Here is a 22,693-nt window from a genome sequence, read left to right as displayed (position 1 = left end):
CAATGGCAGCATTCAACACCCAGAAAGTCTTGTCCGTACACCACTGGACCGACGCTTACTTCACTTTCACCTGCACCCGTGACGAATCTTTGCGCTTTGAAAACGGCCAGTTCGTCATGGTCGGCCTGATGGTTGACGGCAAACCGCTGATGCGCGCATACAGCGTGGCTTCTGCCAACTGGGAAGAGCATCTGGAATTTTTCAGCATTAAAGTACAAGACGGCCCATTGACCAGCCGCCTGCAACACCTTAAAGTCGGTGATGATGTCCTCATCAGTAAAAAACCGACCGGTACATTGGTTGCCGGCGACCTGAATCCGGGCAAACACCTCTACCTCTTGAGCACCGGTACCGGCATCGCACCTTTCTTGAGCATTACCAAAGACCCTGAAATTTACGAGCAATTCGAAAAAATCATCTTGGTTCACGGCGTACGCTACAAAAAAGACTTGGCATACTACGACCGCTTTACCAAAGAATTACCCGAACACGAATACCTGGGCGACTTGGTTAAAGAAAAATTGATTTACTATCCGATTGTTTCACGCGAAGACTATGTACACCATGGCCGTCTGACCGATTTAATGCGCAGCGGCAAACTCTTCGAAGACATCGGCCTGCCTAAAATCAATCCGCAAGACGACCGCGCCATGTTGTGCGGCAGCCCTGCTATGTTGAAAGACACCTGCAACGTCTTGGACGAATTCGGCCTGACCGTTTCTCCGAAAACCGGTGTCCGCGGCGACTACCTGATTGAGCGCGCATTCGTCGATCAATAACGTATCCCCGGCAGCAGGCCGTCTGAAACCCTTCTTTCAGACGGCCTAAACCTTAATAATTTATCCCACATTATGCCTACTCTACTCATCATCCGTCCGTCCAACCGTCCACAGCAAGATATCCAAACCTGCCATGCAGCTGGTTGGCAGGCTCAAGTATTGAGTCCGATCGAAATAGAGGCAGACCGTTCGGCACTAAACAAACTTCCCGAACAATTTAAGCAAGCCGATGTCGTGTTTTGGGTCAGCCCCACCGCTATTGAAACCGCAGCGCCGCATCTGAACTTTTCAGACGGCCCTAAAGCACACATTACCGTCGGCCAAACCAGCCAACATACTTTGGCGCAATTCTCCCCCTATCCCGTATTCTCTCCCGAAGACGGCAACGACAGCGAAGCCGTCTTGAGAATGCCTATTTGGAAAAACCTGCCACCCAACGCCCGAGTTCTAATCATTCGAGGCCATGGAGGCCGTGATTTTTTAGCAGATAAACTGACCGAACTGGGTTTCCAAATCGACATCGCCGAAATCTATTTCAGACGGCCACACGCCATCGATTGGCAGAACTTTAAAACCGAAGACATCGCCGCCGCCTACGTCACATCCGGCGAGCTCGCGCGCGAATTTTTCCATCAGATTCCGCCGCAATTTTCCCGATTCTTCGAATCCTTGCTATACTTCACCCACCATCCGCGTATTGCCGATGCGCTTCGCATCGTCGGCGCCAAACATGTAGAAACCGTCACTTCTTTATCCGCTGCACTTTTATCCATGCCACAAAGGAGCCAAGCAGTGAACCCAGTCGAAGACAATAAAGATACCCAACAAGTTGCCAATACGGCAGCTCCGGCGCCTGAACGTTCTGAAAACACCAGGCCTTCTGAACAAATCAAACCTACCCAACCTCAGCGAGTGGAGGCGAGCATGACCGAGTCCAACAATCTCCCACAAAACAACGCCCCTGTTATCATCAAACAATCTGGCGGCAAAGCCTTGGCTGCAGGTGCAACCGTCTTGGCACTGCTTAGCTTGGGCGCGAGCGGATTCCTGTTTGTACAGGGTCAAAATGTTTTAAAAAACCAAGAGCTCGAATTCAACCAAAAAATCGACAAAGCCGCATTGGGCGAATCTGAAAACGCCAGCCTTTTAAAAGACAACCTCAACCGCCAAACCGCTATTCAGGCCGAGTTAGACCGCCTGAACAACGGTCAAAAAAACAATAGCGATCAAATCCTGCAAACGCAGAAAGCTTATCAAGAGTTACTCAAAGGTCGTATCAACTGGTTGGTCGACGAAGCCGAATCCATGTTGAACACTGCTTCGCAACAATTGATGCTGTCAGGCAACCTTCAAGGCGCGGTCAGCGTATTGGAACACATCGACAGCCGCTTAAGCCGTTTTGAACAGCCTGAGCTTATCCCCATCAAGCAAGCCATCAGCAATGATTTGGCCGCGCTGAAAAACCGTCCTTATGTCGATATTTCCGCCACTGCCTTGCGTATCGACCGTTTGGAAACCGGTATTTCAGGCCTGCCTTTGGTTTTGGACGGCGTATTGAAACCAGGTGCCGCGCCTGTCGAAGCCGCCAATTCAGGAACTTGGTGGGAAAACACATGGGAAAAATCCCTCAATGCCCTCAAAGGCTTGGTTGAAGTCCGTCATCTGGACAGCAACGACGCCATGTTGATTTCACCCGATCAAACCTACTTCATCCGTGAAAACCTGCGCCTGCGCCTTTTGGATGCGCGCATTGCCCTGTTGCAACACAACGGCGAAGTGTATCAAAGCGATTTGAACAACGTTGAAGCAACTGTAAAACAATACTTCGACAGCAAATCCCCTGCTACCCAGTCATGGTTGAAAGAGTTGGCCGAACTCAAAGCCCTTGATGTCCGCATGATCTCAGACGACAGCTTGAAAGCCAGCTTGAGCGCCGTTCGCGCTTATCAAGAAGGTTCGCGTACACAAATGACGACCGAAGAAGCTGCACAAACCCAAGCTACCGAGAAAACCGCTTCCGCTCCGGCTGCAGCTACCGAACAAGCCACAACTGCTGCACCCACTGCCGCTTCTGCACCTCAATCTCTGGAAGCACCTGCTTTGCCGTCTGAAAACAAAAAAGAACCGGCCGCTGAAGCTGCCAAACCACAAAACCAAACCAAGCCTGCTGCCAAAATTAAAGGAGAGCAAGCATGAAAACCGTCGTTTGGATTGTCATTCTGTTTGCAGCCGCCGTTGGTTTAGCGTTGGCTTCCGGCATTTATACAGGTAACGTGTATGTCGTGGTTGAGCAAACCATGCTACGTATCAATCTGCATGCCTTTGTTTTAGGCCTGCTATTGAGCGTATTCGTTTTGTATTTCCTGGTTAAATTCGTGTTCGGCCTCTTGAACCTTCCGGCGCGTATGCAACGCTTCGGCATTGCCCGCAAAGGCCGTCAGGCTTCTGCCTCTTTGAACAGCGCAGGTCTGGCATATTTTGAAGGTCGTTTTGAAAAAGCCGAACAAGAAGCTGCCAAAGTCTTGCAAAACAAAGAAGCCGGCGACAACCGCACCCTGGCTTTGATGTTGGGCGCGCACGCAGCCGACCAAATGGAAAACTTCGAATTGCGCGACCGCTACCTACACGAAATCGAACACCTGCCACAAAAACAACAGCTTTCCCGTCATCTTTTGCTGGCCGAATCTGCACTGAGCCGCCGCGATTATCCGACTGCCGCACAAAACCTTGAAGCCGCAGCAAAAATCAACGGCAACTTGAGCCGCTTGGTGCGTCTGCAATTACGTTATGCCTTTGATCACGGCGATGCTTCAGATGTCTTGGCAAAAGCGGAAAAACTGGTCAAAGCCGGCGCCATCAACGATTACGAAGCCGAACAGTATCAAAACTGGGCATATCGCCGCCTCTTGAGCGAAGTAACCGATGCAGGCCGTCTGAAAGCCTGTTTGAAACAGATTCCCGAAAGTGTGAAGTCTGGCGAATTGTGCGTCGCGATTGCCGAAAAATACGAGCGTTTGGGTTTGTATGCCGATGCAGTCAAATGGGTTAAAACCCATTATCTGCAAACCCGCCAGCCCGAGCTTTTGGAGGCATTTGTCGAATCCGTGCGTTTCCTAAGCGAGCGCGAGCAACAAAAAGCCATCGACTTAGCAGACTCTTGGTTACAGGAACAACCCGACAATGCACTGCTGTTGATGTATCTTGGCCAACTGGCCTACGGCCGAAAACTTTGGGGCAAAGCCCAGGGCTACCTCGAAGCCAGTATCGCCCTGCAACCCAGCGTATCCGCACATTTGGTCTTGGCTCGCGTGTTTGATGAAACCGATCAACCGCAAAAAGCGCAAGAACAACGCAATCTAGTTTTGGAAAGCGTGGCCGAAGAAGAACATCCGGCAGCCCTTCCTCAACCAAATTGATGTGCTGATTTCGCATTAAGCGACAATATGAAATCTACAACAAAACCAACCATTTAATCATTTCAGACAGCCTCTATACATATCTAAGGCCGTCTGAACTTTGTCCAACATACCAAATCAGAAAGCCTATTTATCATGACTGCTCTGAAAAACGACACTTTCCTCCGCGCCCTGCTCAAACAACCTGTCGAATACACTCCCATCTGGATGATGCGCCAAGCTGGACGCTATCTGCCTGAATACAAAGCCACACGCGCACGCGCAGGCAGCTTTCTCGATTTGTGCAAAAACACCGAGCTGGCAACCGAAGTTACCATCCAGCCTTTAGAACGTTTTGATCTGGACGCAGCAATTCTGTTTTCCGATATTCTGACCGTTCCCGATGCCATGGGTTTGGGCCTGTATTTTGCCGAAGGCGAAGGCCCGAAATTTGAACGCGCCTTGCAACACGAAGCCGACATTGCAAAACTGCAAGTTCCCGACATGGAAAAACTGCAATACGTCTTTGATGCCGTAACTTCCATCCGTAAAGCACTGGACGGCCGAGTTCCGCTCATCGGCTTCTCCGGCAGCCCGTTCACACTCGCCTGCTACATGGTTGAAGGCGGCAGCAGCAAAGAATTCCGCACCATTAAAACCATGATGTATTCGCGTCCTGATTTGCTGCATAAAATCCTCGACACCAATGCCCAAGCCGTTACCGCTTATCTCAACGCCCAAATCGATGCCGGCGCACAAGCCGTACAAATTTTCGACACTTGGGGCGGCGTGTTGAGCGATGCAGCGTTTAAAGAGTTTAGCCTGAAATACATCCGACAAATCGTTGCCGGACTCAAACGCGAAAGCGAAGGTCGCCGCGTGCCTGTTATCGTATTTGCCAAAGGCGGCGGCTTATGGCTGGAAAGCATGGCAGAAATCGGTGCAGATGCATTGGGCTTGGACTGGACATACAACATCGGCGAAGCACGCCGTCGCGTCGGCGAACAAGTTGCCCTGCAAGGCAACTTCGACCCGTTTGCCCTCTTCGGCACACCGGAATCTATCCGCACCGAAGTCGCACGCATCCTTGCCGACTACGGCAACGGCAGCGGCCATGTATTTAACCTCGGACACGGCATCAATCAACACGCCGACCCGGAACACGCCAAAATTTTGGTCGATACCGTACACGAACTGTCCCGTCAGTATCACCGTTAATGGAAACAACGCAAAGGCCGTCTGAAAACAAAAACACAATTATCGTGTAAATTTGTTTTCAGACGGTTTTTCTATATACTTAATATCTGAAGCTTATCAGCTGACACCTTCAAACTTAAAACACATCCACTCCCGCTACCGAATATGAATTTTTTAAAAGACATCACCTGGACCGAAATTTTCATCTTCGCCCACACCTGCGCCGCACTCGTCTGCATGCTGCGCGTGTTGTATAAACAAAAAAACATCGGCTCAACCTTCGCCTGGCTGATTATCCTATTCCTTTTCCCCGTATTCGGAACCATCGCCTACATCCTTATCGGCGAGCCTCGTCTCGGCACAGCCCGCGCCAAACGTACCGGCGAAATGAACCGCTTCTACCGCAACTTTGCCGCCACCCATCTAGCCGATATCTATCTCGACATTGCCGACCAAGTCAAATCACGTTACCACGGCATCAGTAAAGTTGCCGAAAAAGGAACGGGGCTGGGCGCAACCAAAGGCAACGCCATGAGCCTGCTCTCGACCACCGATGCAATCATCGACAGCATGCTTGCCGACATACGCGCCGCAGCCCATTCCTGCCTGTTGGCCTTTTACATTATCGAACCCAAAGGCCGCATCGAAGAAATTCTAAATGAAATCCTTGCCGCCAAAGCCAGAGGCGTAGACTGCTCCATATTGGCCGATGCCGTCGGCAGCAGGAGCTTTCTTGAAAGCGATTGGGTAGAGATACTGCGCCAAGCAGGCGTTGAAGTACATACCTCATTGCCTGTCGGCATTTGGCGTACGTTATTCACGCGCACCGACCTGCGCAACCACCGTAAAATCCTCGTTATCGACAGCAAAATCGGTTACACCGGCAGCTTCAACCTCGTCGATCCGCGCTACTTCAAACAAAACTCAGGCGTCGGCGAATGGATAGATGCCATGATGCGTTGCACAGGGCCTATGGTACTGGAGCTGTCAGCCGTCTTCTTCGCCGACCTTGCCGTCGAAACCGATAAAAACCTCCAAAACGTACAAACATACCTCAACCAAGCAAAAAACCTGCTGCCCCAAATCCTTCCCGAAAAAATGCAGCAAGGCAATATTGTTGCCCAAATCATTCCCTCCGCCCCCGAGCAAAGCAGCTTCGTCATCTACGAAACCATCATCAGCGCCATCTATGCCGCTACCAAACAAATCACAATTACCACCCCCTACTTCGTCCCTGACGAGCCGCTTCTCATGGCATTAACCGTCGCCGCCAAACGCGGCGTCAAAGTAACCCTGATACTGCCCGCCAAAGTCGATTCACTGATGGTACGCTACGCCTCACGCGCCTACTACCCTATGCTGCTGGAAGCCGGCGTCAAAATCGCCATGTTTGAAGGTGGTCTTCTACATGCCAAAACCATGACTATTGACGAAGACTACTCCCTCTTCGGTACGGTCAACATGGACATGCGCAGTTTCTTCCTCAACCTAGAAATCAGCCTCGCCATCTACGATCGCGACACCACCAAACAAATCTGCAACCTCCAACGTGACTACCTCAAAAACAGCAGCTACATTGCCATCAAATCATGGCAACAACGCTCCAAACTCCGCGGCCTCGTAGAAAATGCCGTCCGCCTGATGAGTCCTTTGCTGTAAAAAAGAAGTAGTGAGGCCGTCTGAAAGCACTGTTCAGACGGCCTTTTAAAACACCTATACACAATATTGATCATCGATAAATATTCAACTCATCCCTTTTCTTCAGTTTCAAAAAAGTAAGCCTCACTATATTTTCTCTTAAAATAGTTTTACAAAATTTAACCATAAATAAACCGATTGATATTTATAAAAATATTCAAACTACAAATCAAAATGAGACTAATATGTTCTTTTACATTTATTTGTAGTTTGATAATCATTATTAAAATAATTAGAATAAGCGGTCAATTTTTTATTCCTTGGGAAAAATCATGAATAAAACCTCTTTTCCTGTATTCCGCCTTAGTCTCATTACACTCGCACTATCAACAGGCTTCGCCCATGCCGAAAATACGCACCCCGCAGAAACTGCCGAACTGAATGAAATTAAGGTTACCGGTACCGCCGTACCGACCCGCGTTACCCGCAACCAGCTTGACCGCGAGACTTCGACCGATTTGAAACAAGTCATGAAAGACCAAATCGGTATGGATGTCGGCGGTGGCAACGGCGTGGCGCAGTTTTACAGCATCCGCGGCGTCGGCGAGGACAAAATTAATCTGGAAGTGGACGGCACCAGCCAATCCACCAAAATTTTCCACCACCAAAGCCGCTTCCAGCTTGACCCTGCTTTGGTGAAAAGCATCAACGTCGAAAAAGGCACGGGCGCGGCGAGCGCGGGCTTGGGCGCGGTCGGCGGTACCATCCGCGTGACGACGGTTGACGCGAAAGACCTGCTGACCGACGGCAAACCTTTCGGTTTCAAACTCGGCGCGGGCTTGAGCAGCAATAAAGGCTCAACCGGCAACGCGGCGGTTTACGGCTATCAAAACGGCTTCGATGCCCTGTTTGCAGGCAACTTCCTCAACAACCGCGACTACAAAGACGGCAACGGCAATGTCAACCACGGCAGTCGTCTGAAACAGCACAGCTACCTCGCCAAAATCGGCTACGACTTCAACGACGACCACGGCATCCGCCTGACCTACCGTCAGGAATACCAAAAAGGCAACCGCACCGATAAAGCCGAGTTCCAAAACGTTGACAGCTACGTCGGCGTGGACGGCACTTATCAAAAAGAGCAGACCTACAATCTGGAATACCGTGGCCGCAACGTCGGCTTCATCGACAAAATCGACGCCAATGTCTTCCAAATCAACACCGACGACACCAAACCGCCTAAAGGCGCTCCTTCTCCAAAAGCCCAAGCTTCCGGCACGGCGCAAGGCGGCGTTCCCATTGGCCAGCTTGAGTTAAGCAAAATCAAAGCAACCGGCGCGAATCTGAACCTCGCCAGCTCTTTCGGCGACGGACACATGGTGAAATACGGCGTCAACTACCGCCACGAAACCTCCGAGCCGTCCGACAAAGGCGCGTGGCTGAAGATTCTCGGCCTGTATGACCGCGACAAAGAGAAGAAATCCGAATACGGCGTGTACGCGGAAGGTATCTGGAACCTGCACCCCGTTACCCTGACCACCGGCCTGCGTTACGACCATTTCAAATACAACGCCGCCAGCAGACAAAGCGCGTCCCACGGCCAGCTCAACCCCAGCATCGGCGCGATTTGGGACATCAACGACAACTTCTCGCTCTTGGCAAACCTCAATCAGGCAAGCCGCGCGCCCCGCCTGAACGAAGCCCTGTTGGCTAACGAACGCGCAGGCGCCGCCGCCGATTTGGACAGCAACCTCAAAGCCGAAACCGCCCGCCGTGCCGAACTCGGCTTCAAATGGCGCAACGATAACTTCAACGTCAGCGGCAGCGTGTTCCACCAACGCATCAAAGACCTCATCGTCTACCGTTGGGCAAAAATCAACAACAACACCGCCTCCATCACCGAACGCGGCAAGATTTACAACGGCGGCACGCTCAAAACCTACGGCTACGAACTTGACGCATCCTACCGCTGGGGCGGTCTGACCGCGCGCGCCGGCGTGTCCTACGTCAAACCCCGTCTGAACGGCGAAATGTACTACGGCGAAAGCCCGATTCAAGCGGAAGACCACGAAAGCTCGTTCACCTTCTGGAACACCGGCCGCCAATGGCTGACCGGTCTGTCTTATCAGTTTGAAAACCCCAAACTCGAAATCGGCTGGCGCGGCCGCTACGCCCAAAGCGTGAAATACACCGACGTCGCCCGCGGACAAGGCACGATACACGGCAAGAAATCAGGCTACGGCGTACACGACATCTACGCCAACTGGCAGCCGCTGAAAAAAGACAACCTGAACGTCAACTTCGCCGTCAACAACATCGGCAACAAGCAATACCGTTCGCACAGCCAACGCTTCCCTGACGGCAACGGACGCATGCCCTTCTACGAACGCGGCCGCGAGTTTGCCTTGGGCGTGAACTATCGTTTCTGATGATACGAACGACGTTATAAAGAAACCAAAGGCCGTCTGAAATTCAGTTTTCAGACGGCCTTTTATAATTCGTAGACAATTTGATTTTAAAGTATCTCCTCTCCCTTTCTAGTTACACAACGGATTATCCAGTCTTCAAATCTTCTCCATTGGGCTTCTTTTCCAAATCGGTCATGATTTGATTCCTTCTGAAAACTGACTACCAATTCTTCCAATATAAATAAAATATTATATAGATCATCTCCAGTGCCGTCTGAAAATATAAGGCTGTATTTTTACATTTAACCATGACGTTGGAGTTTAAAAATACAATCCAAATATTCATTACACTTTTACTGTAAACCATTTGACAAAGTCATCTTTAAAGCTATAATATTTCTCATATATGATTTTTGTTATATATATTTATTGATAGACAATTCATTCTGAAACAAGGAGCAATAAAATGAAACGAAACTTGGGTACTTTGGATCGCGTAATCCGTATTGTTATCGGCGTAGCGCTGATTGCTGCAGCCGCTACCGGACAAATTGGCTGGTGGGGTTGGCTGGGCATCGTCCCTCTGGGCACAGCACTGATTGGCAACTGCGCACTGTACAGCTTATTGGGCATCAACACCTGCCGCATCAACAAAAAATAACGAAGACAAAACATGAGTACGGTCGGACAACTCCCGCGAATCACGCCTTCCGAAGCTACGGCAAAAATCCGTGAGGACGCGTTGGCAGTCGATATCCGAAGCCAAGCCGAATATCGGGGCAGGCATATTGGCGGTGCATTATCCCTTCCGCCTGAACAGCAGCGAGACAAACTGCCCGATGATACAGCCCCATGCCTGATTTTTTATTGCCTGAGCGGCAAACGTACAACACGGGCAGAAACAATATTGTCAGTGCTTGGCCAAGGTCGAGAATGCTATATTCTAGAAGGCGGCTTACAGGCATGGAAGGCTGCAGGGCTTCCTACTGTTGCCGACCGTGCCGCACCGGACATCATGCGGCAGGTGCAAACCATTGCGGGCAGTTTGATTCTGTTGGGCGTGCTGGCAGGTTGGCTGGTATCGCCTTGGTTTTATCTGATAGACGTAATGGTCGGTGCAGGCCTGTTAACGGCGGGGTTAACCGGATTCTGCGGCATGGCACGCCTGCTGGCCAAAATGCCATGGAATCATTAAGCAAAGGCCGTCTGAAAGTTGCTGCTAAGACTATTATGACTGATAATTCGACCTCCTCATTTGCCGACAAGCGTGAAAAATGACCACTGCCGACAATCAACCACCCTACGAAGAAGCCACCGCTTTTCTCAAACTACTGGCCAATCCCAACCGCCTCGCCGTATTGTGCAAACTACATGAAAGGCCGCACAATGTAACCGAGTTGGCTGAATCATCCGGACTGCCACAAGCGGCAATGTCCAGCCAATTAGCCCTACTGCGTGAAGCCGGTTTGGTATCGTTTGAAGTGAACCATCGGGAACGGCAATATTACATTGCCGACCCGAGGGTAACCAAGATGATACAGTTGCTGTATTCCTTTTTCTGCGCAGAAAAATCTTGAAATATTGCCGGAATAGGAAGGCCGTCTGAAAATTTTTCAGACGGCCTTTATTGTATTTATTTTCAGATGACCTTTTTATACTGCTTCTATATTTACACTTAAAGCTCGCGTGCGTACCGCACACACCCTGCCTACAGGTTTAATGCAGGCTATGGCTTGCTATCGTGTGCCACTTGAAATAAACAACGTAAATATGAGCGTGTGTTGTTTAATGTGGATTGTTAGGGACTAATCTGATTCCTGCTGCTTCCAATCTAATTTCAGGCCTTCCTGTCATAAAATCCCAATCTTTTGGCATGGTGGATTTGAGTTTTAAATTGAAGTCCATAAACTTTGCTTCTTCTTTCGTAATATGTGCCACCTTCCAATTTTTCTGTAATGCATGCGCCAATTCTTCTTGTGTATATTTTTGCTCCTTAATTAACTCTTCAAGCTTTTCAACTATATACGCACAAGGGACAACGTGCTCAATACGACCCTGAACCCCATCTAATAATTTTTCTGATTTCCCTAAAGAAATAAAATACTCTTGTGGGTGTAATAAAGAATCGAATATTCGGCTATGGTAACCTATTCGTACTCCTGTACTCTTTTCGTGTTCAACTAAATTTGTAATATGACGAACCAGCAATAAACAAGTTTGAAAAATTAGCTTATTTTTTTCATCTAGCATTTTATTGTCTCCAAATAATTGTTTGTCTGAATAAATTTAATCTAAATGTTAGATTGTAACCCGATATTATCGTTGAAATAACAATAAATTGCGATGACGGAGCGTTTAAGCAAGTCATAGCCTACATGAAGTCTATTTATAGTGAACGTTTGGGACGCACGCGGTTAAAAGATTTGACAAGATTAATTGCTTTTATATTCCATATCGTCTTTATAAAGGGTCGTCTGAAAGCTGAAAAATCATTTCAGACGACCTTTTTTCACTAGCCTCTACTTTGCTATCACCCTGTCTTTCAAAGTCTTCAATACGTTCTTCACCGTATTAATCCGCACTTCGATATTTTCCATCTCTGCGGTAAATCGCAGCTTATCGGCTCCGGCAAGGCGGTATTTTTTATCTTTTTGAATCAGCAGGATGATTTCGGTTGGATCGACATTGTTATTTTTACCAAAGGTTACCGTTACCGCTTCGCTGGTCGCATCAATGGCATCAATGCCTAATTCTTTTGCCGCAAGCCGTAAGTGGTGGCTTTCGATGAGGGTTTTGACGGGTTGTTCGGGCAGGCCGAAGCGGTCGACGAGTTCTTCGTGTATGGCGTTGATTTGCTGCACGGTTTCGCAGACGGCAAGGCGTTTGTAGAGGACGAGCCGTTCGTGGATGTCGGGGCAGTAGCTTTCGGGCAGCAGGGCGGGGCTGTGCAGTTTGATTTCGGTGGTGATGCCCAGCGGCGCGTCGAGGTCGGGCTGGCGGCCTTTTTTGAGGTCGCGCACGGCTTGTTTGAGCATTTCGGTATAGAGTGTGAAGCCGACCTGTATCATTTCGCCGGACTGCCCTTCGCCGAGGATTTCGCCGGCGCCGCGGATTTCCAAATCCTGCATGGCGAGGGTGAAACCTGCGCCGAGTTCGTCTGCCGCCGCGATGGCGTCGAGGCGTTTTTCTGCGTCTTTGGTGATGTATTCGGGCGTGAGCAGGTAGGCGTAGGCTTGGTGATGGCTGCGGCCGACGCGCCCGCGAAGCTGATGCAGTTGCGCCAGCCCGAATTTATCGGCGCGGTTGATGATGATGGTGTTGGCGTTGGGGATGTCGATACCGGTTTCGATGATGGTGGAACAGAGTAACACGTTGAATCTTTGCTGCAAAAAGTCGCGCATGACTTGCTCCAGCTCGCGCTCGCGCAGTTGTCCGTGCGCCACGCCGATGCGGGCTTCGGGTAGCAGGGTTTCCAGCCGCTCGCGCATGTTTTCGATGGTATCCACTTCGTTGTGCAGGAAAAACACTTGTCCTCCGCGTTTGAGTTCGCGCAACACGGCTTCGCGCACGCTGCCTTCGCTGAAGGGTTTGACAAAGGTTTTGACGGCGAGGCGGCGGCTGGGTGCGGTGGTAATCAGCGAGAAGTCGCGCAGACCTTCGAGCGCCATGCTGAGGGTGCGCGGAATTGGCGTGGCGGTCATGGTGAGGATATCGACATTGGCGCGCAGGCGTTTGAGCTGCTCTTTTTGGCGCACGCCGAAGCGGTGTTCTTCATCGATAATCACTAAACCTAAATTTTTGAATTTGATGTCGTCCTGCACCAATTTGTGCGTGCCGATAACGATATCGACCGTACCGTCCGCCATGCCTTCCAGCGCGGCTTTGGTGGCTTTGCTGTTGTTGAAACGCGAAAGGCTGGCGACTTTCACGGGGAAATCGGCGAAGCGGTCGGCGAAGTTTTGCGCGTGCTGCTCGACCAGAAGCGTGGTCGGGGCAAGTACGGCGACCTGTTTGCCGCCCATTACCGCCACAAACGCGGCGCGCAGGGCGACCTCGGTTTTGCCGAAGCCGACATCGCCGCACACGAGGCGATCCATAGGTTTCGCCTGCGTCAAATCTTTAATCACGGCGGCAATGGCGGCGGCCTGGTCTTCGGTTTCTTCATAGCCGAAACCGTCGGCAAACGCCTGATAGTCCATCTCGTTGATTTCAAACTTGTATCCCGATTGGGCAGCGCGTTGGGCGTAGAGATTGAGCAACTCGGCGGCGGTATCGCGCGCTTTTTCGGCAGCTTTGCGTTTTGCTTTGTTCCACGCGCCGCTGCCGAGCTTGTGCAAAGTAACGTTTTCATGCGCCTGACCGGAGTAGCGGCTGATTAAATGCAGCTGCGAAACAGGCACATAAAGCTGCGCTTCGCCCGCGTATTCGAGCAACATCATTTCGTTGGTTTCATCGCCCAAGTCCATTGTGACCAAGCCCATATAGCGCCCGATGCCGTGTTCTTCGTGTACAACAGGATCGCCGATATTGATTTCGGCAAGGTCGCGCAACAGGCCGTCTGAAACGGCGGCGTGTTTCTTACGATGATGTTTGCGTGAGCGGGCAACATATTGATAAAGATCGGATTCGGTAATGACCGCGATGTTTTGATCTTCTAATTTAAACCCGTAAGCCAACGGCGCCACTGTAATCATCAGCGGCTCATGTGCCGACAAAAAGCCCTGCCAGTCGGATACACTTTTGACTTTTAAGCCGTTTTGCTGCAAGAAACCGAGCATGGTTTCGCGCCGTCCCAGACTTTCGGCACACAGCAAAATCCGTCCTTCAAAGGCCGTCTGAAAATCCTTCAATGCCTGCAACGGCTCGTCGGATTGGCGGTTGACGGCAAGGTCGGGCAGGGTGTGTTCCTTGCCGGAAACATCGGGCAGCACTTGTCCGTAGTTTTTCAGATGGCCTGCAAAGACATCAGAAGAGAGATACAAATGCTGTGGAAGCAAAGGCGGATATGTTTCATCGCCCTGTGCCATGGCGTAACGCGATTTGACGTCGCTCCAAAAACGGTTTGCCTCGGCATGAACATCGCCCAAAGAGACAAACAGCGCATCTTCGCCGATATAGTCAAACAGCGTTTCCAGCTCGTTTTCAAAAAACAGCGGCAGATAATATTCCACGCCCGCGCCGAAGTGGCCGTTGCTGACGGCTTTGTACACAGCGGCATCGTTCGGATTGCCATCGACTTCCTCACGAAAGCGGCTGCGGAAAATCTTTTGCGCCTCGCTGTCGGTGGGAAACTCGTGCGCCGGTAGCAGGCGGATTTCGGAAACGGGGGAAATGGTGCGTTGCGTTTCAGTATCGAAGGTTTTAATGCTGTCGATTTCATCGTCAAACAAATCGATGCGGTACGGTATTTCGCTGCCCATCGGGAACAAATCGACTATACCGCCGCGCACGGCAAACTCGCCTGCCGCGACAACATGGGAAACATGGTTATAACCTGCATCCACCAAATCACTTTTCAGACGGCCTATATCCAAAGTCTGCCCTGTTTTCAGCCAAAACGTACGCCCTGCCAGAAACGGCACGGGTGGCAGCTTCTGCATCGCCGTGGCAACCGGTACGAACAACACATCCGCAGTGCCGCTTTTAATCTGCCACAATGCTGACAAGCGCTCCGACACCAAATCCTGATGCGGTGAAAAACGCTCGTAAGGCAGCGTTTCCCAGTCCGGCAGGAATACCGCCGTATCGTGCGGACGGAAAAACAGCCAGGCCGTCTGAAGGCGTAGCGCCTGTTCCGCATCTTGGGTCAAGACAACCTTGAGCTGCTTATGCGGCAGATAACGCGCCAAAGCCAAGGGCAGCGAGCCTTGAGACAGATTGAGCCAACGGGATTTTTCACGAGGTTTGGGAATCGGATAGGTCATGACAAAACAGTTTGTAAGTAAGTAAATACAAGCACCATAGGCCGTCTGAAAAATTTTCAGACGGCCTTTAGCGATCAAATAGATTTTCAATTTTACTGGATACAGGTTTAAAAGAATATAAGCCCTTACATTCAGACGGCCACGCCGGCCAGTTTTCCAATAAATCCGGTTATCACCAATGCCGCAACGCCCCATAGGCACACGCGCAAAACGGCGGGAACAACAGGCGCGCCACCGAGTTTGGCGGAGACATAGCCTAGTCCTGCCAGTCCGCACAAAGTGGAAACTGCCAAGGCCGGAACAATGGCGCTAGAAGCTGTCAATGCGACCAGTAACGGCAAAATCGCGCCGGCACAAAATGAAGCGGCAGAAGCCAGCGCAGCCTGCATGGGACGGGCGGAAGAAGCTTCGGTAATGCCGATTTCGTCACGCGCGTGGGCGGCGAGCGCATCGTGTTCCATCAAGGCTTTGGCCACCTCTGCGGCAAGCGCATCGGACAAACCGCGGAGGCGGTAAATTTCCGTCAGCTCTTCCAACTCCGCATCAGGATTATTTGCCAACTCAAAACGCTCTTTGTGTAAATCGGCTTTTTCCGTATCCGATTGGCTGGACACAGAAACGTACTCCCCCGCCGCCATTGATACTGCGCCCCCGATAAGCGCCGAAACGCCCGTCAACAGCAGGGTTTGGAAATCAGGCGCGGCAGCGGCTACGCCCGTCAACAGCGAGGCAGTGGAAATCAGGCCGTCATTGGCACCCAATACGCTTGCCCGAAGCCAGTTGTTGCGGTCGCTGAAATGGCGTTCGCTGTGGTGTGAATACATATATGCTCCGATAAATTGGCTGTTTCCAGATGATGATAACATTGTATTGTTTTTTGAAATCAATGTCAGTTTATCCCTTCAAATCAAGCATTCTTAAATCTTTCTGCTGCCATTTCAAACCATAAAACCAACACTCCTCTTTGGATTTTTTCAGACGGCCTTAACGCTTTTACAAGCAAATTTATTGTTCCAAGTCATGGCATTATCACAAGGCAGTTTTGTGCTGCTTGGTTTATTCGTTTAAAGATGCTATCTTTATGAATCTTTCCACTCCTCAATCCATTGAAAGGATGTATCATGGCCGAAGAAAACAAAATCAAAGTAAACGATTTGCCTGAAGATAAAAAAGAGCAAACCGAAGAAACCGAGCTGCCCGTTATCAACAACGAAGAAAAACGCGGCGGTCATGGCGAAGGCGGTTGCTGCGGCGCATGCGGCGGCTAATCTTCCCGACAAAGCCCCCAAGGCCGTCTGAAAAGTCTTACTTTTCAGACGGCCTTTTCCTTTCTAAACAATTACAGGTAAATCAATGAAAGGATGCGGGAGAAGAATTTAAACCCAACCGCGTTTGTGCTACATTCACATCTTTACAAACCACAACAATCTGCACACGCAGACACACAAGGAAGAAAAAAATGTTTTGGTATATCGTCAGCTTTTTCGCCATTATCGTTTCCCTGCTCGCCCTCTGGGTCAACGCCAGCGCGTTCGGTATGCAGGATGACGGAACGCCACAATCCGAATATGAAAAAATGTTGGGCCTGGGTGCGAAGCTGAAAGACAAAGATACGGTTGCCAAGGAACGCGAAGCAGCGCGCCTTCACCCTGACGATTAAGCCTTACCGACTGGACAATCTTGCCAAACTGGGCTAATGTTCCAAACGCATAACGCACACCAACACAACTATACGAGAAGGTAAGAGAAATGACTGTACGAATCGAACACGATTTATTGGGCGACCGCGAGATCCCTGCTGAAGTATATTGGGGCATCCATACTTTGCGCGCCATTGAAAACTTTAAAATTTCCACGCAAAAAATTTCCGACGTACCGCAATTTGTCCGCAGCATGGTCATGGTTAAAAAAGCCACCGCGCAAGCCAACGGCGCATTGGGTGCCATCAAGCCGGAAATCGCGGCCGCCATCGAAAAAGCCTGCGATGAAGTATTGGTCAAAGGCCGCTGCCTCGACCAATTCCCGTCCGACGTTTATCAAGGCGGCGCCGGTACTTCGGTCAACATGAATACCAACGAAGTCATTGCCAACCTCGCATTAGAAGTCTTGGGTCACGAAAAAGGCCACTACGACATCGTCAATCCGATGGACCATGTTAACGCCAGCCAATCCACCAACGACGCCTACCCTACCGGCTTCCGCCTTGCCGTGTATTACAGCATCGGCGAATTGCTCGACAAACTGGCCATCTTGAAAAACTCTTTTGCCGCAAAAGCCGAAGAGTTTAAAGATGTTTTGAAAATGGGCCGCACCCAGCTTCAAGATGCCGTGCCGATGACTGCCGGACAAGAGTTTCAATCTTTCCAAGTGTTGTTGGAAGAAGAAATCCTCAACCTCGACCGTACCCGCTCCCTACTGCTTGAAGTCAACCTCGGCGCCACAGCCATCGGTACCGGCGTGAATACGCCTAAAGGCTATGCGGCTTTGGTTGTTGAGAAACTCTCCGAAGTCAGCGGCCTGCCTTGCAAACTGACTGAAAACCTGATCGAAGCGACCTCCGACTGCGGCGCATATGTGATGGTACACGGCGCATTGAAACGCACAGCCGTCAAACTGTCTAAAATCTGTAACGACTTGCGCCTGCTCTCTTCCGGTCCGCGCGCTGGTTTGAAAGAAATCAACCTGCCTGAATTGCAGGCCGGTTCTTCCATTATGCCTGCCAAAGTCAATCCCGTGATTCCCGAAGTCGTCAACCAAGTCTGCTTCAAAGTCATCGGCAACGACACCACCATCACTTTCGCAGCCGAAGCAGGTCAGTTGCAGCTGAACGTTATGGAGCCGGTCATCGCCCAATGTATGTTTGAAACTATTTCCCTCTTGGGCAATGCCGCGGTCAACCTGTCCGACAAATGCGTCAAAGGCATTACGGTCAACCGCGAAATCTGCGAACACTACGTCTTCAACTCCATCGGTTTGGTCACTTATCTGAACCCATACATCGGCCACCGCAATGGCGACTTGGTCGGAAAAATCTGCGCCCAAACCGGCAAAGGCGTGCGCGAAGTCGTACTGGAGCGCGGCCTGTTGAGCGAAGAAGAGCTCAACCGCATCCTCTCTCCAGAAAACCTGATTAATCCTCATCTGTAATTAGGATTTGAAATCAAAGGCCGTCTGAAACTTTAACGTTTAAAGTTTCAGACGGCCTTTTCGTATTGATATTGATATTTATCGAATTTTTTTTGCGAAATTCAGAATTAAAAGATAGCCTGACCGTCAGGTTTGATTTAACATGGTGTTGCCCCAGCCTGTTTCCTCCTTAAGGTTATGCCGGTAATGATGCCTCAAAAGGAACCGGATATTGGAATAACATCTTCATTTATTAGGAAAACCAGATGAATCAAATTACACGCGAACAAATGCTGCAAGTATTCGAAAATCGCTGCTCCACCCGTTATTACGATCCCAACAAAAAAATCAGCCAAGAAGATTTTGCAGCGATTCTAGAATTTGCCCGCCTCTCCCCAAGCTCCGTCGGCTCCGAGCCATGGAAATTCTTGGTGATTCAAAACAAAGCCCTGTGTGAGAAAATCAAGCCTTTCAGCTGGGGGATGCAATCGCAACTGGATGACTGCAGCCATCTGGTGATTATCCTTGCCAAGAAAAATGCCCGTTACGATACCCCGTTCTTCCGCAGTGTTGCCGAACGCAGGGGCCTGCAAGGAGAGCAACTGGAAAAAGCATTGGCAAGATACAAAAGCTTCCAAGAAACCGACATTAAAATTGCCGACGACCAACGCGCACTCTTTGACTGGAGCGGCAAGCAGACCTATATTGCTTTGGCCAATATGCTTACAGGTGCAGCGGCCATCGGCATCGATTCCTGCCCAATCGAAGGCTTCAACTACGACAAAATGAACGAAGTATTGGCAGCAGAAGGCCTGTTTGATGCCAACGAATGGGGCGTATCCGTAGCGGCAACATTCGGCTATCGCGCCAAAGAAATCACTAAAAAATCACGCAAGCCGATTGATGAAATGGTGACTTGGGTCGAATAAGTAGTTTGTATTCTCAGGGCGGCAAAACCGCCCTTTTACTTTTCCAAAAAGAGAAGCAAATTCCGTAACAACAAATACTTCTAAATTTAAAATCAGAAGGCCGTCTGAAACCATGTGTCAGAAATCCTAGATTTCATTTCACACCGTTTCAGACGGCCTGATTTAATACGCTTCTACTTAAAACGATACTTTCAAACTGCCGTAGAAGGCACGGCCATGCTCGTTGTAGGTCTGCGCGCCGTTGCCGGTGCGGTACAGTTTTTTGTCGAACAGATTGCTGATGCCGCCGCGCACGGCCACGCGTTTGTTCCAGTTGTAACCGGCGTTGATGCCCCAGATGCTGTATCCGCCCAAAACGGTTTGGTTGCGGGCTGAAGCCAGGGTTTCTCCGCTGCCGCCGCTGCCGCTTTGTTCGATGTTGTTGATGGCGACCGAACGCGGTTTGGTGCGGCCGTATTGGGTGAAGGTCAGGTTGGCGTCAAAGCGTTCGTTCGGCGTCCAGGCCAGCGTGCTGTTGATAGTGAACTTCGGAATCAGCGACAGGGGGTTGCCTTTGTAGTCTTCCGATTTCTGCATGTAGGTGAAGTTGTTGCTCCATTTCAGCGTGTTGTGCAGGGGGATGACGAGGTTGCCCTCCAGGCCGGAAACAGTCGCCCTCGGTGAGTTGTCCCATTGGTAGAGGATGCCTGAGCTGGTGCTGCTGCGGGCTATGATTTCCGTGCCGGTGATGATTTTGTTGCGGTAGGCATTGTGGAAGTAGGTTGCCGAGGCCTGCCAGCCGTTTTTTTCGAATTCGATGCCGATTTCCTTATTGACGCTGGTTTCGGGTTTTAGGTTGGCATTGCCCATAAAGTAGCAGTGTGGGTCGCTGCCCAATTCCACGGGGCAGCCGTTACCGCGCGTGTACAGGATGAATTCGGGGTTGCTTTGGTACAGGTTGGGGGCTTTGTAGGCGCGCGCGATGCCGCCTTTGACCAGCCAGTTTGCGCCGATCTGCTGGGAGAAGTTGAGCGCGGGACTCCAGTTGCCGCCGCTTTTGCTGTTGTGGTCGTAGCGCAGGGACGGTATCAGTTTGGTGGACGGGGTCAGCGAAATATTGTCTTCGACATAGATTGCCTTGTTCTGCTGCGATGTTTTGCCGCCACGTATGGCGGAAACGCCCGGGAAGGTCGATGTTTGGCCTTGGTCGGTAAAGCCTTGGCGGTTGGATGAGGGATCGTCCAGTTTGCTGTCGGTAAATTCCGCACCGACGGTCAGTACGTTTTCTACGCCGAGTTTGAACGGTATGTTGGCCTCGCTGCTGAAACGCAGGTTTTTCAGACGGCTTTGGACGTATTCCGTGCCGACATAGCTGCCCTCAGGCCCGCCTGCCAAACCTTCGGGCAGGTGGCTGTTGGTGGTGCGTTCGTAGCTCAATACGTTTTTGGTGTCGCCCCAGTCCCACGCGCCGTCATGGGTCAGGGCGTAGGAGGAACGGTAGAGGCGAGCGGTTTCCTTAATGCCGCTCCGGTAAATTTCGCGCAGGGTCGAATCGGTGTCGGAAATCACCACGCCTGTGGCAGTATCTGTAATGACGGTCCGTGTATTGGCAGCATTGGAATTTTGCGAATCGCCGTTGTAGATATTGCCCTGACGGCTGTAGCTGCTGTCTAAAATCAGGGTTTGTGACGGACTGATTTTCCATTGTAGGCGGCCGGCTATGTCTTTATTCTTCACACCTTCCACCCCTGCCGCTCCATAGGTGGTGTTGGTAACAGTGCGGGTTTGTCCGGCAGGCACAACGACACGTCCGCGTTCCCGTATCGGGCCGTTTTTCGTAGTAACAGTGGTGATAGAATCGCGGTTAATGTCTGTGGAATCGGCATCGGTTTTGTTGAAATTGCCGTAGATACGGAAGCCCAATACGTCTTGGATAATCGGCCCGCCAAGGTTGAAGCCGACACGGTTGGTTGCCCCTTCCTTGCTGTCTTGCGGCTGGTTAGTGTAATAGTTCACTGATCCTTTGAATTCTTTCGGTACTTTTTTGGTGACAATGTTGACCACGCCGCCCATCGCACCCGAGCCATAACGCGTTGCCGCCGGACCGCGCAAAACGGTGATGGATTCAATTTCTTCAACCGGCACCCAGTTGCTGTCGCCGCGCGTATTGCGTTCGCCGCGCATACTGATACGCTCGGATTGGCGCGAGTTCACAGGCTTGCCGTCAATCAGAATCAATGTGTTTTCAGGGCCCATACCGCGCAAGTCGATTTGGCGTTTGTTGCCACGCTGACCCGTCGCTGTATTGCCGGTCAGGTTGACGCCCGGCATGGTGCGGACAAATTCGGAAATATCGTTGACGGCCGGACGCTTGTCAATGTCGTCTTTCGAAATACGCGATACGCCGAGCGATTGCTGCAACTGCTTCTCGGCAGTAACGTAAACGGTATCGACTTCAGCCTGCTCAACTGCTTTCTCTTCAGCTGCGTGTGAGAATGCACTAATTAACGCCAAAGGCAAAATGGCGAGTGTGAATGTTTTCATTGCATCGTTTCTCTTTAACTTTGTTTGTTAAAAATCAAAATAAAAATTATTCGAGATTTTAAATAAACTTAACAGAGTTTTCAATGCAATTAAGAGTGATTTACAATTATTCGTTAAATTAAGCCAATAAAAATAACCAAATGCCTAATAATTAAAAAGGCCGTCTAAACCGGCATGAAAGGGAATCTGAGATTTCCATCATACCGTTCAGACGGCCTTATTCAAATTTTAATTATTTGCCTGCTGCTTTTTGCAAAAGGGCATACAATTCGTCTTTGAGTTTGAGTTTGGCTTTTTTCAGCTCCTCGATTTCTTCGGCGCCGCTGGTTACCACGTTATTCACCAAACCGGTAATTTTATCGTCCAGCTCGTTGTGCTCCTCAAACAAACGGGCAAAGTGTGCATCCTCTTGTTTCAGTTTAGAAATCAGATCGCGATATTCTGGAAACATTTTGTTTTCCTCTCTTGTTAATTAAATAAAAAAGTACTGCTGCCAAAAACTAGGACGAATTAATCTTTAGCTTCATTATAACAAACACGGGCGTTTTATCCAGTCTTTTTTAAGCCGAAACTGTTTTATGTCAAAATTAATAATATCACCATTAGCCATCGTCCCAATGGAAAGAAACAGGTTTCTAGACGGTTTGCCGACTTGGGCATACAATCGGGCTTATGCGTTTACACAATGGCCGAACCACCCTATTCCGTCATATCAACGGCATGGACGGACAATTTATCCTGCTTGAAAACCATCCTTCATGGATGCCGGTCAAT

At 50.3% G+C, this 22,693-nt stretch carries 18 protein-coding genes and 1 pseudogene; 14 read left to right on the top strand and 5 right to left on the bottom strand.

The window, feature by feature from the left end:
- Window positions 1-2: 2 nt before the first annotated feature.
- The 10 genes and pseudogenes from ACTHUE_RS00760 to ACTHUE_RS00715 all read left to right on the top strand — a co-directional run bounded on the left by ACTHUE_RS00760 (window position 3) and on the right by ACTHUE_RS00715 (window position 10,994).
- Window positions 3-779: a ferredoxin--NADP reductase gene (locus ACTHUE_RS00760; RefSeq protein ID WP_003746329.1), complete on the top strand. Its 777-nt coding sequence runs from the start codon at window positions 3-5 to the stop codon at window positions 777-779.
- Between the two features lie 72 nt (window positions 780-851).
- Window positions 852-1,490: pseudogene (locus tag ACTHUE_RS00755) on the top strand (uroporphyrinogen-III synthase); the annotation flags it as partial.
- A 213-nt stretch (window positions 1,491-1,703) separates the two neighbouring features.
- A complete protein-coding gene (locus ACTHUE_RS00750) occupies window positions 1,704-2,975 on the top strand; it encodes a uroporphyrinogen-III C-methyltransferase (protein ID WP_224783372.1) in 1,272 nt (423 codons plus the stop codon).
- Window positions 2,972-4,195: a heme biosynthesis protein HemY gene (locus ACTHUE_RS00745; RefSeq protein WP_070695663.1), complete on the top strand. Its 1,224-nt coding sequence runs from the start codon at window positions 2,972-2,974 to the stop codon at window positions 4,193-4,195. The genes ACTHUE_RS00750 and ACTHUE_RS00745 overlap by 4 nt, the downstream gene beginning before the upstream one ends.
- Window positions 4,196-4,330: 135 nt before the next feature.
- Entirely contained in the window at window positions 4,331-5,392 is a 1,062-nt protein-coding gene (gene hemE / locus ACTHUE_RS00740) for a uroporphyrinogen decarboxylase (protein WP_070504695.1), read from the top strand.
- Window positions 5,393-5,536: 144 nt separating this feature from the next.
- The gene (cls, locus tag ACTHUE_RS00735; protein WP_070504698.1) at window positions 5,537-7,030 is read left to right on the top strand and encodes a cardiolipin synthase; all 1,494 of its coding nucleotides are present in this window, start codon (window positions 5,537-5,539) and stop codon (window positions 7,028-7,030) included.
- 311 nt (window positions 7,031-7,341) lie between these two features.
- Entirely contained in the window at window positions 7,342-9,438 is a 2,097-nt protein-coding gene (locus tag ACTHUE_RS00730; RefSeq protein WP_049344199.1) for a TonB-dependent receptor plug domain-containing protein, read from the top strand.
- 445 nt (window positions 9,439-9,883) lie between these two features.
- Window positions 9,884-10,078, top strand: coding sequence for a YgaP family membrane protein (locus ACTHUE_RS00725; RefSeq protein WP_003746314.1), 195 nt, complete (start codon window positions 9,884-9,886; stop codon window positions 10,076-10,078).
- Window positions 10,079-10,090: 12 nt separating this feature from the next.
- Window positions 10,091-10,612, top strand: a complete 522-nt coding sequence (locus ACTHUE_RS00720) for a rhodanese-like domain-containing protein (RefSeq protein WP_440361124.1) — start codon at window positions 10,091-10,093, stop codon at window positions 10,610-10,612.
- Window positions 10,613-10,691: 79 nt separating this feature from the next.
- Window positions 10,692-10,994 carry an ArsR/SmtB family transcription factor gene (locus ACTHUE_RS00715; RefSeq protein WP_049336810.1) on the top strand — a complete coding sequence of 101 codons (303 nt, stop codon included), beginning with the start codon at window positions 10,692-10,694 and terminating at the stop codon, window positions 10,992-10,994.
- 208 nt (window positions 10,995-11,202) lie between these two features.
- Here ACTHUE_RS00715 and ACTHUE_RS00710 read toward each other — a convergent pair whose 3' ends face one another.
- From ACTHUE_RS00710 to ACTHUE_RS00700, 3 genes are all read right to left on the bottom strand, one after another.
- Window positions 11,203-11,667: a hypothetical protein gene (locus ACTHUE_RS00710; protein ID WP_049336811.1), complete on the bottom strand. Its 465-nt coding sequence runs from the start codon at window positions 11,665-11,667 to the stop codon at window positions 11,203-11,205.
- 269 nt (window positions 11,668-11,936) lie between these two features.
- A complete protein-coding gene (mfd, locus tag ACTHUE_RS00705; protein ID WP_049336826.1) occupies window positions 11,937-15,341 on the bottom strand; it encodes a transcription-repair coupling factor in 3,405 nt (1,134 codons plus the stop codon).
- Between the two features lie 131 nt (window positions 15,342-15,472).
- The gene (locus ACTHUE_RS00700; protein WP_004519991.1) at window positions 15,473-16,165 is read right to left on the bottom strand and encodes a VIT1/CCC1 transporter family protein; all 693 of its coding nucleotides are present in this window, start codon (window positions 16,163-16,165) and stop codon (window positions 15,473-15,475) included.
- 297 nt (window positions 16,166-16,462) lie between these two features.
- Here ACTHUE_RS00700 and ACTHUE_RS00695 point away from each other — a divergent pair, with 297 nt between their 5' ends.
- The 4 genes from ACTHUE_RS00695 (at window position 16,463) to ACTHUE_RS00680 (ending at window position 19,396) form a co-directional block, all read left to right on the top strand.
- Window positions 16,463-16,609 carry a hypothetical protein gene (locus ACTHUE_RS00695; protein ID WP_049336812.1) on the top strand — a complete coding sequence of 49 codons (147 nt, stop codon included), beginning with the start codon at window positions 16,463-16,465 and terminating at the stop codon, window positions 16,607-16,609.
- Between the two features lie 191 nt (window positions 16,610-16,800).
- Window positions 16,801-17,001 (top strand): hypothetical protein, encoded by a 201-nt coding sequence (locus ACTHUE_RS00690; RefSeq protein ID WP_004519993.1) that lies wholly within the window; start codon window positions 16,801-16,803, stop codon window positions 16,999-17,001.
- 89 nt (window positions 17,002-17,090) lie between these two features.
- Window positions 17,091-18,488 carry an aspartate ammonia-lyase gene (gene aspA / locus ACTHUE_RS00685; protein ID WP_049336813.1) on the top strand — a complete coding sequence of 466 codons (1,398 nt, stop codon included), beginning with the start codon at window positions 17,091-17,093 and terminating at the stop codon, window positions 18,486-18,488.
- Window positions 18,489-18,733: 245 nt separating this feature from the next.
- Window positions 18,734-19,396: an NAD(P)H-dependent oxidoreductase gene (locus ACTHUE_RS00680; RefSeq protein ID WP_070588404.1), complete on the top strand. Its 663-nt coding sequence runs from the start codon at window positions 18,734-18,736 to the stop codon at window positions 19,394-19,396.
- A 177-nt stretch (window positions 19,397-19,573) separates the two neighbouring features.
- On the opposite strand, the gene ACTHUE_RS00675 is transcribed toward ACTHUE_RS00680, so the two are convergent.
- Window positions 19,574-21,919, bottom strand: a complete 2,346-nt coding sequence (locus ACTHUE_RS00675; RefSeq protein ID WP_049336815.1) for a FepA family TonB-dependent siderophore receptor — start codon at window positions 21,917-21,919, stop codon at window positions 19,574-19,576.
- A gap of 232 nt (window positions 21,920-22,151) precedes the next feature.
- Window positions 22,152-22,370 (bottom strand): YdcH family protein, encoded by a 219-nt coding sequence (locus ACTHUE_RS00670; protein WP_003746288.1) that lies wholly within the window; start codon window positions 22,368-22,370, stop codon window positions 22,152-22,154.
- Between the last annotated feature and the right edge of the window lie 323 nt (window positions 22,371-22,693).

This window comes from Neisseria sp. P0021.S005, from assembly GCF_051956955.1.
Note: the sequence above shows the minus strand (reverse complement) of the source record. Positions and strands in the feature narration are given on the sequence as shown.

What these genes read in the sequence shown, in the direction of transcription:
- hemE (WP_070504695.1), top strand. Translation starts at nt 4,331, where the DNA reads ATGACTGCTCTGAAAAACGACACTTTCCTCCGCGCCCTGCTCAAACAA.
- ACTHUE_RS00760 (WP_003746329.1), top strand. Translation starts at nt 3, where the DNA reads ATGGCAGCATTCAACACCCAGAAAGTCTTGTCCGTACACCACTGGACC.
- ACTHUE_RS00725 (WP_003746314.1), top strand. Translation starts at nt 9,884, where the DNA reads ATGAAACGAAACTTGGGTACTTTGGATCGCGTAATCCGTATTGTTATC.
- ACTHUE_RS00750 (WP_224783372.1), top strand. Translation starts at nt 1,704, where the DNA reads ATGACCGAGTCCAACAATCTCCCACAAAACAACGCCCCTGTTATCATC.
- ACTHUE_RS00690 (WP_004519993.1), top strand. Translation starts at nt 16,801, where the DNA reads ATGTTTTGGTATATCGTCAGCTTTTTCGCCATTATCGTTTCCCTGCTC.
- cls (WP_070504698.1), top strand. Translation starts at nt 5,537, where the DNA reads ATGAATTTTTTAAAAGACATCACCTGGACCGAAATTTTCATCTTCGCC.
- ACTHUE_RS00700 (WP_004519991.1), bottom strand. Translation starts at nt 16,165, where the DNA reads ATGTATTCACACCACAGCGAACGCCATTTCAGCGACCGCAACAACTGG.
- ACTHUE_RS00695 (WP_049336812.1), top strand. Translation starts at nt 16,463, where the DNA reads ATGGCCGAAGAAAACAAAATCAAAGTAAACGATTTGCCTGAAGATAAA.
- mfd (WP_049336826.1), bottom strand. Translation starts at nt 15,341, where the DNA reads ATGACCTATCCGATTCCCAAACCTCGTGAAAAATCCCGTTGGCTCAAT.
- ACTHUE_RS00680 (WP_070588404.1), top strand. Translation starts at nt 18,734, where the DNA reads ATGAATCAAATTACACGCGAACAAATGCTGCAAGTATTCGAAAATCGC.
- ACTHUE_RS00720 (WP_440361124.1), top strand. Translation starts at nt 10,091, where the DNA reads ATGAGTACGGTCGGACAACTCCCGCGAATCACGCCTTCCGAAGCTACG.
- ACTHUE_RS00715 (WP_049336810.1), top strand. Translation starts at nt 10,692, where the DNA reads ATGACCACTGCCGACAATCAACCACCCTACGAAGAAGCCACCGCTTTT.
- ACTHUE_RS00730 (WP_049344199.1), top strand. Translation starts at nt 7,342, where the DNA reads ATGAATAAAACCTCTTTTCCTGTATTCCGCCTTAGTCTCATTACACTC.
- ACTHUE_RS00670 (WP_003746288.1), bottom strand. Translation starts at nt 22,370, where the DNA reads ATGTTTCCAGAATATCGCGATCTGATTTCTAAACTGAAACAAGAGGAT.
- ACTHUE_RS00675 (WP_049336815.1), bottom strand. Translation starts at nt 21,919, where the DNA reads ATGAAAACATTCACACTCGCCATTTTGCCTTTGGCGTTAATTAGTGCA.
- ACTHUE_RS00745 (WP_070695663.1), top strand. Translation starts at nt 2,972, where the DNA reads ATGAAAACCGTCGTTTGGATTGTCATTCTGTTTGCAGCCGCCGTTGGT.
- aspA (WP_049336813.1), top strand. Translation starts at nt 17,091, where the DNA reads ATGACTGTACGAATCGAACACGATTTATTGGGCGACCGCGAGATCCCT.
- ACTHUE_RS00710 (WP_049336811.1), bottom strand. Translation starts at nt 11,667, where the DNA reads ATGCTAGATGAAAAAAATAAGCTAATTTTTCAAACTTGTTTATTGCTG.